This window comes from Proteus hauseri, from assembly GCF_040139125.1.
GTDB lineage: Bacteria > Pseudomonadota > Gammaproteobacteria > Enterobacterales > Enterobacteriaceae > Proteus > Proteus hauseri_B.
Map to the genome: position 1 here is coordinate 160,429 of NZ_JBEEUB010000007.1, position 11,987 is coordinate 172,415.

At 42.0% G+C, this 11,987-nt stretch carries 11 protein-coding genes; 10 read left to right on the plus strand and 1 reads right to left on the minus strand.

Annotated elements, in window-relative coordinates; genetic code table 11:
* Nucleotides 1-30: 30 nt before the first annotated feature.
* The 10 genes from ABN099_RS12920 (at nucleotide 31) to ABN099_RS12965 (ending at nucleotide 10,551) form a co-directional block, all read left to right on the plus strand.
* Nucleotides 31-1,266, plus strand: coding sequence for a CaiB/BaiF CoA transferase family protein (locus tag ABN099_RS12920; protein ID WP_349464239.1), 1,236 nt, complete (start codon nucleotides 31-33; stop codon nucleotides 1,264-1,266).
* Between the two features lie 36 nt (nucleotides 1,267-1,302).
* The gene (locus tag ABN099_RS12925; RefSeq protein WP_349464240.1) at nucleotides 1,303-2,130 is read left to right on the plus strand and encodes an acyl-CoA dehydratase activase; all 828 of its coding nucleotides are present in this window, start codon (nucleotides 1,303-1,305) and stop codon (nucleotides 2,128-2,130) included.
* On the plus strand, nucleotides 2,127-3,368 hold the full coding sequence (locus tag ABN099_RS12930) for a 2-hydroxyacyl-CoA dehydratase subunit D (RefSeq protein WP_349464242.1): 1,242 nt from the start codon (nucleotides 2,127-2,129) through the stop codon (nucleotides 3,366-3,368). The genes ABN099_RS12925 and ABN099_RS12930 overlap by 4 nt, the downstream gene beginning before the upstream one ends.
* Nucleotides 3,368-4,501 (plus strand): 2-hydroxyacyl-CoA dehydratase subunit D, encoded by a 1,134-nt coding sequence (locus ABN099_RS12935; protein WP_349464243.1) that lies wholly within the window; start codon nucleotides 3,368-3,370, stop codon nucleotides 4,499-4,501. The genes ABN099_RS12930 and ABN099_RS12935 overlap by 1 nt, the downstream gene beginning before the upstream one ends.
* 80 nt (nucleotides 4,502-4,581) lie before the next feature.
* The gene (locus ABN099_RS12940) at nucleotides 4,582-5,901 is read left to right on the plus strand and encodes a GntP family permease (protein ID WP_349464245.1); all 1,320 of its coding nucleotides are present in this window, start codon (nucleotides 4,582-4,584) and stop codon (nucleotides 5,899-5,901) included.
* Nucleotides 5,902-5,996: 95 nt separating this feature from the next.
* Nucleotides 5,997-7,136 (plus strand): acyl-CoA dehydrogenase family protein, encoded by a 1,140-nt coding sequence (locus tag ABN099_RS12945; RefSeq protein WP_349464246.1) that lies wholly within the window; start codon nucleotides 5,997-5,999, stop codon nucleotides 7,134-7,136.
* A gap of 54 nt (nucleotides 7,137-7,190) precedes the next feature.
* The gene (gene fixA / locus ABN099_RS12950; RefSeq protein ID WP_349464247.1) at nucleotides 7,191-7,967 is read left to right on the plus strand and encodes a putative electron transfer flavoprotein FixA; all 777 of its coding nucleotides are present in this window, start codon (nucleotides 7,191-7,193) and stop codon (nucleotides 7,965-7,967) included.
* 11 nt (nucleotides 7,968-7,978) lie between these two features.
* Nucleotides 7,979-8,920 carry an FAD-binding protein gene (locus ABN099_RS12955; RefSeq protein ID WP_349464248.1) on the plus strand — a complete coding sequence of 314 codons (942 nt, stop codon included), beginning with the start codon at nucleotides 7,979-7,981 and terminating at the stop codon, nucleotides 8,918-8,920.
* Nucleotides 8,921-8,983: 63 nt separating this feature from the next.
* Nucleotides 8,984-10,270 (plus strand): FAD-dependent oxidoreductase, encoded by a 1,287-nt coding sequence (locus tag ABN099_RS12960; RefSeq protein WP_349464249.1) that lies wholly within the window; start codon nucleotides 8,984-8,986, stop codon nucleotides 10,268-10,270.
* Nucleotides 10,267-10,551: a ferredoxin family protein gene (locus ABN099_RS12965; protein WP_349464250.1), complete on the plus strand. Its 285-nt coding sequence runs from the start codon at nucleotides 10,267-10,269 to the stop codon at nucleotides 10,549-10,551. The genes ABN099_RS12960 and ABN099_RS12965 overlap by 4 nt, the downstream gene beginning before the upstream one ends.
* A gap of 143 nt (nucleotides 10,552-10,694) precedes the next feature.
* Here the strand turns inward: ABN099_RS12965 and ABN099_RS12970 are convergent, their stop codons facing one another.
* Nucleotides 10,695-11,660: a helix-turn-helix domain-containing protein gene (locus ABN099_RS12970; protein WP_349464251.1), complete on the minus strand. Its 966-nt coding sequence runs from the start codon at nucleotides 11,658-11,660 to the stop codon at nucleotides 10,695-10,697.
* Between the last annotated feature and the right edge of the window lie 327 nt (nucleotides 11,661-11,987).

The following is an 11,987-nucleotide window of genomic DNA, read 5'->3' on the forward strand; positions in this document are numbered from 1 at the left end:
TATGAAGTCTAAAAAAATTTAGGAGAAAAAATGACAAGTCATAAAGCACTGGAAGGCGTCACTGTAGTTGAACTGGCGACCTTTATTGCAGTTCCAGCAGCAGGACGTATTTTGGCTGATATGGGTGCAAATGTGATTAAGATTGAATCACCAAGTGGTGACAATCTGCGTTACACCGCACCAACAGAAGGTCGTCCATTAGATCAGCATGAAAACACCAGTTTTGATTTAGAAAATGCGAACAAGCGCGGCATTGTATTAAATACAAAAACCGAAGCAGGGAAAAAGATCCTATTTGAATTATTAGAAAAAGCAGACATTTTCTTAACTAACTGGCGTCCAGGTGCAAGAGAACGTGCGGGTTTAGATTATGAAACCTTAAAACAGCGTTTTCCAAAATTGGTTTATGCCAGTGTGACGGGTTATGGCGATGAAGGTCCAGATAAAGACCTACCAGGTTTTGACTACACGGCTTTCTTTGCGCGTGGTGGCATTTTAGGTTCGCTGTATCAAAAAGGTACAGTACCGATGAACGTTATTCCCGGCCTTGGTGATCACCAATGTGCGTTAGGCTTAGTTTCAGGTGTTTTAGCGGCTTATATTCGCGCTAAAAATATCGGACAAGGTGAGTATGTCTCTACTAACTTGTTACACACCTCTATTTATACCCAAGCGATTATGATCCAAGCCGCACAATATCCTGATTATGGACAGGCTTATCCAATCGATCGTCGCAATACCACCAGCCCATTCATTCTTGCTTATAAAACAAAAGATGACCGTTTTATTCAAGTCTGTATGCCGGTTTATGACGCTTATTACGCCACCTTTATTTCTTGTATTGGTCGCGCTGATCTTGCTGAAGATGCACGTTATACCCGCCTTCAAGAAGTAGCAAAAAATAATCGTTCTCCTGAATTATATGACCTTATTTGGCAACAAATTGAGCAAAAAACAGCACCTGAGTGGGCGGATATTTTCACTAAAAATGATATCCCATTCAGCATTGCTCAGACTTGGGAAGAAGTGTTGGAAGACAAACAAGCTTGGGCAATCAACACCTTCTACAACATGAAATACAAAAATGGCAGTGAAAAAGCCTTAGTTCGCCCACCAATTGATTTCTTAGAAAGTGGATTACCTGAATACCGTCGTGGACCTCTATTAGGGGAAGACACGCCTTCTGTTTTAGCTGAATTAGGGTATAGCGCTGAAGAGATAGCACGCCTTGAAGCAAGCAAAGACGTGATGACGTGGAAAGAATAATCCACTTACTTTTTTAATTTTCAGGAGAGCAAAGGTATGCAACAAGACATCTTCACAATGGGCGTTGATATCGGATCCTCGGCGTCAAAATGCATCATCATGCGAAATGGTAACAGCATTGTTGCTAAATCATTGGCATCCGTTGGCGCGGGAACATCAGGTCCTGAAAAAGCGATCAATGAGGTATTGAGCCAGTTTGGTGGCTCTCTCAATCAGATCAATTGGATCTGTGCAACGGGCTATGGACGAAACTCCCTTAAACAAGCGAACAAAGAGGTGAGTGAACTCAGTTGCCATGCTAAAGGGGCGCATTTCCTTTTCCCTGGTGTAAAAACCGTGATTGATATTGGCGGTCAAGATGTGAAGGCGTTGCATATGGATGGTGCGGGTCGTTTATTAAACTTTGTCATGAATGACAAATGTGCCGCAGGAACAGGGCGCTTTTTAGATGTGATGTCGCGTGTATTAGAAACACGTATTTCAGATCTGGCACAAGAAGGGGCGAAATCCACTAAAAAAGTGACAATAAGCTCAACCTGTACTGTGTTCTCCGAATCCGAAGTTATTTCTCATCTCGCTAATAACGAAACAATACCCGACGTGATTAATGGTATTCACCGCTCTGTCGCTAGCCGAATTGCAGGACTTGCAAAACGTGTTGGTGTTGAAGCACCTGTTGTTATGACAGGGGGTGTTGCCAGTAATTTTGAAGTTGTTCGTTATGTGAGTGAAGAACTGAATGCCTCTATCGCAACCTCGCCATTATCACAATATAACGGTGCGATAGGTGCCGCCATTTATGCCTTTGAAGCGTATAGCCAGCAAATTGAAGACGGCACGCTAACAATAGGAATATCACAATGAGCAATGTAGATATGAATTCGCCGGACTATATTCCAGCGAAAAAACGCCTCCAAAAAATCGCCGCTGATGCTTATCAACGTGCTTGGGATGCTAAAAATAGCGGTGAAAAAATAGGGTGGTGTGCTTCTAACTTCCCACAAGAGATCGCTGAAACACTAGGTTTATGTGTGGTTTACCCTGAAAACCAAGCCGCAGCAATTGCCGCTAAAGGTGCAGGTTTAAAAATGTGTGAACACGCAGAAAGCATGGGTTACTCCAACGATATCTGTGCTTATGCGCGCATTAGTCTCTCTTACATGGATATTAAACAGTGTGAAGAGATGGATATGCCACAGCCAGACTTCTTGCTGTGCTGTAACAATATCTGTAACTGCATGATCAAATGGTATGAAAACATCGCTTATGAGCTGAATATCCCGATGATCCTTATCGATATTCCTTATAAAAATGAGTATGAAACTGACGATGTCACCGTGAATTATGTTCAAGCACAGTTTAATGATGCGATTAAACAGCTTGAAAAAGTGACTGGCAAAGTATTCTCCGAAGAGAAATTCAAACAAGTTTGTGAAATCTCTCAACGTACGGGTCGCGCATGGTTAAAAGCTGCTGAATATTGCCAATATCAACCCTCTCCAATGAACGGTTTTGACCTCTTTAACCATATGGCGGTTGCTGTATGTGCTCGCGGAAAACTCGAAGCTGCACTGGCTTTTGAGCAACTGTGTGAAGAGATGGAACAAAATATCAAAGAGAAAAAATCAACCTATCGCGGTGAAGAAAAATACCGCGTTCTCTTTGAAGGTATTGCGTGCTGGCCATATTTACGTGCCACTTCAACACCGCTGAAAGAGCAAGGTATCAACGTTACCGCAACGGTTTATGCCACGGCATTTGGTGTGATTTACCAAAACAGTGAAGAGATGATGCGCGCTTACTCTTATGTGCCTAACTGTGTCTCTGTTGAACGTGCGGCGGATATGCGAATTGATGTCAGTCGTCAAAATAAAGTCGATGGTGCAATTATTCACGTTAACCGCAGTTGCAAGCTCTGGAGTGGCATTATGCCCGAAATTGAGCGCCGTATTCGCCATGAATTAAAAATCCCAACCGTCACTTTTGATGGTGACCAAGCTGACCCACGCGTCTTTTCTGAAGCGCAGTATGTTACTCGTGTTGAAGCACTGACTGAAATTATGGCAGCAAACAAAGCGGCAATGAAAAAGGAGAACATCTAATGAATGCATTAACAGAGATGTTTGAAAAATTGCAGGCAGTTGTGGATAACCCTGTCGCTCAACTCGATGGTTTTATTCGTAGTGGCAAAAAAGTAGTGGGCTGCTTTCCTGAATATACCCCTAATGAGATTGTCTATGCCGCAGGCATGGTGCCTTTCGGTATTTGGGGTGCAGAAGGACGTGAGATTTCAGAAGCGAAGAAATATTTTCCACCATTTTATTGCGCATTAGCCCTCTCTTCTTTGGAAATGGGATTAGATGGCGCGCTAAATAAGCTGTCAGCGGCATTAATTCCTTCTCTTTGTGACACCTTAAAATGTTTAGGGCAGAACTGGAAAGCTGGTGTACCACAAGTACCCTTTATTCAATTGGTGCATCCTCAAAACCGTAACACACCAGCAGGCGTGATTTTCCTCACTGAGCAGTATAAAAAAATTGCCGCTCAACTTGGGGAAATCTCAGGTCAGCCAGTAACTGAAGCGGCGCTAAAAAATGCGGTTCATCTGTTTAATCAGCGTCGCGCGGCACTGCGTGAATTTTGTGAAATCGCGGCACAGTATCCTCATATTGTGACACCACAACGTCGTAACACGGTGATTAAAAGCGGCTATTTTATGGATGTGATTGAACATACCAATGCCGTTAAAGCCATTACTGAACAGTGCAAAGCCCAATCTCCAGAACCTTGGAAAGGCTATAAAATTGTCGTGACAGGCATTATTGCGGATAGCCCTTCTATTTTACAAATTCTTGCTGATAACAATATGGCGATAGTGGCTGATGAAGTCGCTCATGAATCTCGTCAATTCCGCCAAGACATACCTGAAAATGGCTCTCCTTATGAAGCGATGGCACAACAGATCGCTCAGTTAGAGGGATGCTCTTTACTGTATGACCCAGAGAAAAAACGTGGTCGTTTAATCGCCGATATGGTGAAGAAAACCGGTGCTGATGGTGTGGTCTATTTACTGACTAAATTCTGTGATCCTGAAGAATTTGATGCGCCTATCGTGAAGAAACTTCTCGATAGAGAGGGCATTCCTTCCATCATCATTGAAATCGATCAGCAAACAAAGACTTACGAGCAGGCAAGAACCGCATTGCAAACTTTTGCTGATGTGCTGTCGGCTTAACGATATTAATCAATATTAACAAAAGGCCTGTAGCGAGTGCTCAGGCCAATTGAACCCTAACACATATAAGTGGGGCAATTATGGGTATTCTTTGTTTAGTCATCGGGCTAGCGATATTGATGATTATGTGTATGAAAGGTATACACATCTTTATTTCTGTTTTTACCACCAGCCTTTTTCTTGCGGTGACAGCATGGCTTGTGTCACCCGATATGCTTAATCCCGTTGATGCACTGTTACAAGTGTATACCGGTGGATTAGGCGGTTACTTTGGTAGTTTCTTCTTTATCTTCGTACTGGGTGCTATTTTCGGTAAATTGACCGCTATCAGTGGTGCTGCTGACAGTGTTGCTTCTTTCATTATTGGTAAATTTGGTGAGAGAGCGGTTATTCCATCATTGGTTGCAGCTTGTGCCATCTTAGCTTATGGCGGTGTCTCCGTTTTCGTTGCACTGTTTACTGTCTATTCCATGATGGTCAGTCTATTCCGTAAGGCAAATCTTCCACGTCGATTAATTCCTGCAGTCTATTTTGCCGGTGCGGGTACCTTCGTGATGATCATGCCAGGATCACCTCAGATCCAAAACCTTATCCCAATGAAATTCTTAGGAACTTCAGCAACCGCGGGTTTAGTACCGGGTATGCTTACGGCGCTGTTCCAAATCACTTTAGTGATTATTTACCTAACTTGGTTATTTAAACGTGTAAAAGCGAAAGGCGAAGGTTGGGTAGAAGACGAAAAAACCGCTAAAGCAGATGAAGGCAATAAAAACCGCCAATTACCCAATGTTCTCGTAGCACTGTTACCAATGCTTATTTTGCTGGTGGTGCTCAACATTCTGAAATGGGATCCGGCTATTGCGCTGTTCTGCGCCATTATTTCGGCATTAATTGTCTATTTACGCTATCTCGATTGGAAAAAATTGGTGCCTAATTTAGCCGCAGGCACGATGGAAGGGGTGACCTCTCTATTCAACACCGCCGTTATCGTTGGGTTTGGTGCGTTAGTCATGACCTTACCTGCATTTAAAGAGTCATTCCAAGCGATAGCACAATCAGGTCTTAATCCACTTGTTGTTACTGCTATTTCGGTCGGTGCGCTGGTGTTTATTAGTGGATCGGGTTCTGGTGCATTAAGTATTGCGATGCCAATGATTGCCACCATGTTCCCAGCGGCGGTGGTTGACCAAGGCTCCTTACACCGTGTCGCCACAATGGCATCTATGAGTACAACCCCACCATTTAATGGATTGATTATTACTGTCTTTAGCGTCTGTGGTGTCAGCCATAAAGAGGGTTATGGTCCAGTGGGTACATTAACACTCGCTATCCCACTGCTCGCCATGATGTTTATGTTGCTGCTGTACACCTTCTTACCTGCATCTATAGCGACGATGTAGAAATAACGTTAAGCCAATTAAGGCGTGCGATAGGACATTAAGTGTGAAATCGCACGCCATAGAGATAACCAGAAATATTCTCAGAGGAAATAAACATGGATTTTCAGCTAACAGAAGAACAAGTCCTGATCCGCGATATGGTCAGAGAGTTTGTTGAAAACGATATTAAACCTATTGCAGGTGAAATAGATAAAGAGCATCGCTTTCCTAGTGAAAGTGTTGCACCAATGGCTGAGTTGGGACTCTTTGGTTTCAATATTGATGAAGCTTATGGTGGTACAGAAGCAGATGCACTGAGTTATGTTTTAGCGACAGAAGAGATGGCAAAAGTGAGCGCATCTCACGCCATGATTATGGGGTCACAATGTTCATTAACCGGTCCTGTTATTCAAAAATATGCCGATGAAGAGACCAAAGCACGTATTTTACCAGGCGTGGTTTCAGGTGAAAAACTAGGCTGCTTCTGTTTATCAGAACCAAGTGCGGGCTGTGATGCTGCGGCTCAAGAAACAACCGCCGTGCGTCAAGGTGATGACTATGTGATTAACGGCTCTAAATTGTGGATAACAGCTGCACCTCAAGGGGCTTTCTTTATCGTATTTGCCATGACAGACAAGAGCAAAGGCGTAAAAGGCATTACCGCATTTTTAGTTGAACGCGGTAACCCCGGAATGAGCATCGGTTTACCTGAAGACAAAATGGGTATGAATGGTTCGCAGACATGTTCTGTTAGCTTCAGTGACTGTGTCGTTCCTGTTAGTGCGCGTCTTGGCGAAGAAGGCAAAGGTTTTGGTATCGCCATGGAAACCTTAGATGGCGGTCGTTTAAGTTGCTCTGCGCTTGCATTAGGTATCGCCCAAAGTGCGTTAGATGCCACTATTACTTACACCAAAGAACGTATTCAATTTGGTAAACCTATTTCCGCTAACCAAGGTATTCAATGGGTATTAGTCGATATGGCAACGCGAGTTGATTGTGCGCGTATGCTGGTTTATCGCGCCGCGGCAGCCAAAATGGCGGGTCTTCCTTACACCCGTGAATCTGCGCAAGCCAAACTTTATGCAGCTGAAACAGCAACTTATGTTACCCAGAAAGCAGTTCAACTCCATGGTGGTATGGGTTACACCAAATCTTATCCAGTAGAACGCCTAATGCGTGAAGCAAAACTCACCGAGATTTTTGAAGGCACCAGTGAAGTGCAACGTATGGTTATCGCAAAACATATTTTAGCGTAATGACATTGAGATTTTATTAATTTGCTCCATTGAGCAAAACGGAGAATGTGAATTATGAAACTTATTGCCTGCTGTAAGGTTGTTCATGACGAACAAGACATCACAACACGGCCTGATCGTACTCTCGCAACGGATAATGCGGGTTTGAAAATTAGTTTATATGACCTTAATGCCATTGAAACCGCGGTTGAAATGGCGACAGCACAAGGTGATAGCAGTGTTATCGCATTAAGTGTTGGTCCTACGGCGATGGTCGAAAACGCGAAAATTAAAAAAGATATTTTATCTCGTGGTCCTGATTCATTAGCGATTGTTTCTGATGATGCTTGTAGTGCGCTTTACTCTACTGATACCGCTAAAATTATCGCAGAAGCAGCAAAAAAAGCGGGGTTTGATCTATTAGTTTTCGGTGAAGGTTCGGGTGATTTATATGCTCAACAAACAGGTTTAGCGGTTGGTGAGTTTTTAGGTTTACCTTGTGTTAACGCAGTAAGCAAAATCACCGTTGAAGGCGACAAAATTATTGTTGAACGCGACTTAGAAAATATTACTGAAGAGGTCGAACTGGCATTACCTGCGGTTATTTCAGTCACGTCGAGTATCAACACACCAAAACTCCCTTCGATGAAAGCCATTTTAGCGGCGAATAAAAAACCAGTAGAGAAGTGGAGTTTAGCGGATTTGGGTGTTGATATTTCAGCACCAACTGTTGTGCAAACAGCCGTTTGTGCACCAGAGCAAACTGATCGTCTAGGTATTATTTTAGAGGGCGATTCTGATGAAAATATTGCCGCTTTTGCTGAACATTTACGCCAAGCGCTTAATCAATAAGGAGCCCTAAAATGGCTAGTATGCTACCAACTACCTTTGTTTATGCTGAGAAAGCGGATGATCTAGCAAAGCTTATCGCATTTGCTCGTGGCTTTGGTGAAAAGGTCAATGTTTTATTTATTGGTAACGATGAAAGTACTCGTGAATGTGTGAGTTTAGGTGCTGATTGTGTCTACTGTTTTGCACCTCAAGATGATGTTGTTGCTGAAGATTATGCCGCTTCTTTTGCTCAAATTATTAAAGAAGCTGGCGCGAATGCGTTAGTTTTACTCTCCTCTTCAAAACGCGCTAAAGCGATAGCTGCACGCCTTGGTGTTGCACTCAATGCTGGTGTAGTTAGTGATGCATTAAGTTTGACGATTGAAAACAGTGCGGTATTAGCCACGCATCAAGTTTATGGCGGTTTAGCGCATGCAACAGCAGAAATTCGTTCGCCTTATGCGGTGGTGACAGTGGGGAGCGCATTAGATGTTGAAGCAATAACAGATGCACCCAATGCATCGGTTGTGCAAAGCACCTTTGTTGCACCAGCTCACACATTAAAAGTGCTAGCGCGCAAACGAAAACAAGGCAGTAGCGTCGATTTAGGTAAGTCACACTGTGTTGTCGGTGTTGGTCGTGGTTTTGGTAAGGCAGATGATATTGCTTTAGCAACGGCTTTAGCCAAAGCATTACAAGGTGAAGTAGGGTGTTCGCGTCCTATCGCTGAAGGCGAAGGTTGGATGGAGCATGACCGTTACATTGGTGTATCGGGTGTGACATTAGGGGCTGATGTTTATATCGCTGTGGGTATCTCAGGACAAATCCAGCATATGGTGGGTGTTGATCGAGCTAAGACCATTATCGCGATTAACAAAGATAAAAATGCCCCTATTTTCAATGTCGTAGACTACGGTATTGTTGGCGATCTCTACAAAGTTTTACCTGCATTAACCGCGAAGCTTGGCGGCTAATTGCCATCGGTCACTTGGTAGAGCGTTGCCAAGTGACCAAGCATAATAAAAGGATATAAAAGTATGTCAGACGATATTTTTGACGCCATTATTGTGGGTGGTGGCCTTGCAGGTGGTACGGCGGCTTATGTGCTGGCGCAAGCAGGATGTGATGTTCTCGTTGTTGAACGTGGTAATTTTGCAGGCAGCAAAAATATGACGGGTGGACGACTATATGCACATAGCTTAGAAAAGATTATTCCCGATTTTGCGAAAGAAGCCCCTGTAGAACGAGTTGTTACACGCGAAAAAATTTCCATGCTAACGCCAACAGATGGTGTAACGCTTGATTATCAACATACTCAAGAAGAAGAGGCATCCGCCCGCTCTTATACTGTATTGCGCTCTTCATTTGACCAATGGTTAATGGAAAAAGCGGAAAATGCAGGCGCTCAAGTTATTACGGGCGTGCGTGTTGATGAAGTTTTAGTGAAAGAGGGCAAAGTATGTGGCGTTAAAGCAGGGGATGATGAGATTGAAGCTAATGTGGTTATTTTAGCGGATGGTGTGAACTCATTATTGGCAAAACAGCTAGGAATGACGCAAAAAGTAAATCCACATACCGTTGCCGTTGGTGTAAAAGAGTTATTAGAATTTACTCCTCAACAAATGGAAGACCGATTTGGTTGTACTAATGATGATGGTTTAGCGTGGCTGTTTGCGGGCGCGCCATCCGGTGGTTATCTTGGTGGTGGCTTTTTATATACCAACAAAAATACCGTGTCATTAGGTCTAGTATTAGGGCTGCATAATGTCGATAAATTCGAAAAAACAGTTCCTCAAATGTTGGAAGATTTTAAGCAACACCCCATTGTTGCGCCATTAATTAAAGATGGAAAATTATTAGAGTATTCAGCGCATATGGTGCCAGAAGGTGGCATGAATATGGTGTCTGAATTAGTAAAAGATGGTGTATTAGTCGCAGGTGATGCTGCTGGATTTTGTCTTAACGTTGGTTATACCGTCAGAGGCATGGATTTAGCGATAGCATCGGGAGAAGCGGCGGCAAAAGCGGTATTACTGGCAAAAGAGCAAAATAGTTATAGCAAAAAAGAGCTCAGTTGTTATCAGTCACTGTTAAATGATAGCTTTGTAATGAAAGATATGAAGTTATATAAAGACCTACCTTCCTTCCTTGATAATACGCGTTTCTTTACTGATTACCCTCAAATGGCAGCGAATGTCATGCATGACTTATTTGTTATTAATGGACCTGAAAAACCAGTACGCAAGAAAATACTGTCACAAGTTAAAAAGGTCGGTGTGATGAATTTAATTAAAGACGGATTTAAGGGGGCACGATCTTTATGAGTCAGGTAAACGTAGACGTTAAATTAGGGGTTAATAAATTTAATGTAGATGAAGAAAACCCACATATTGTCTTAAATGAAAATATCGACCCTGCTCAATTTGAAATACTGATGAAAGCCTGTCCTGCTGGATTATATAAACGAGATGAAAAAGGACAGTATCTTTTTGATTATGCGGGATGTTTAGAGTGCGGTACTTGTCGAGTGTTATGTGGAGATACCGTATTAGCTAAATGGGAATACCCTTGTGGCACCTTGGGTATTGAATTTCGTTACGGCTGATATAACGACCACTCTTTCCCCTCTAGCGTAACCTCCAAAATATAAACTAGAGGGGAAATGAGCATTCTGAGTACTTATTGATTCATATATGAATCTTAATGTTTATTATGGTCTTTATATGACCCATAGGGTCATTTTAAAACTTATCTTAACGAATGCACTTTACGATATTCCGATGGTGTCATAAAAAATTCAGATTTAAATTTACGACTTAAGTTTGAAATATCACTAAATCCACACTCATAAGCAAGTTGGGTAATATTCTTTTCTGCTAATAATGGATTAACTAATGCGGCTTTATAATTATCAAGGCGCTTTTGGTGTATCCAACGATGAACAGAAGTATTTTGTTCTTTAAAGAGCATTTGTAAATAGCGCACAGAGATCCCACAGGCATTAGCACACTCATTGACGCTTAATTCAGGATCAGATAACCGTTGCTCAATATAGTGTTGTGCAAAATAAAATAGTGTAGAGCGTCCGAGGCTTTGTGGTGGCGTTGCAATGCTATATTCACTAAATGCAGAAGTAATTAGATTTAGTAAAATATCAGCAAGTTGCTGTGCATGTTGAGGCGGCATTGAATCTAAAAAAGGGATATAGCGCATAACAAAGCTATACACTAAAGAGCCTGTAATGCTGTTGCCTCGAATAGCTCTAGCGGTTAGGTTTTGCGTATTGCCTAAACGTGACGCGAGTTTCTCTCTTGGGATCAGGATCTTAAATAGTGAATAGTCGTTATCAAAAGACCAAGATACGGGTCTTGCCATATCAAAAATACAAAAATCCCCTTGGCGTAAGAATGCCGTTCTCCCATCTTGCGTAAGATGACTGGTACCAGAACGCTGTAGCTCTATTTGAAAATGCTCTTCAAGGCTGAGTTTATGAGATAAAGGGCGGCTACTTGCCCAATGTCCGTTAGACTCTAGCTGAATAAAACGAATATTTGTCACCTGTTGCTCAACGATATTGGCATAAAATCGAGAGTTAGATGGCAGTTCGACCTCATTGCATTCATAAGAAGATAAAAAGCGGTCTTTTATTGTATCCCTGAATACGGAAAACCGATCTACGTCAGGGACTTCCCTTGTCGTAAACATGCTTTTCATAGTACGCCCACTTTTATTGAAAGTATTTTTGTTGTGTTGCTACTTATCTGGCATAAAACCTGGATTAAACCAGATAAAAATAGGATAATTTTTCGTGATAAATTTATTTAAAACAATACATTATTACTATTCACGTTTATTTATATTGTCTATATTGTTAATAAATTGAAGCTAATATATTTTATTTAACATCAATTTATTAAAATAAAATCATTATAAATTTTATAATTAGTTTATAGCATTTTTGATGCTATCATTTCCATGATGATTAATCCTGAGTTAATTACTTATCTTTAGAGAGAGATCGCATAAAACTATTTATACTGA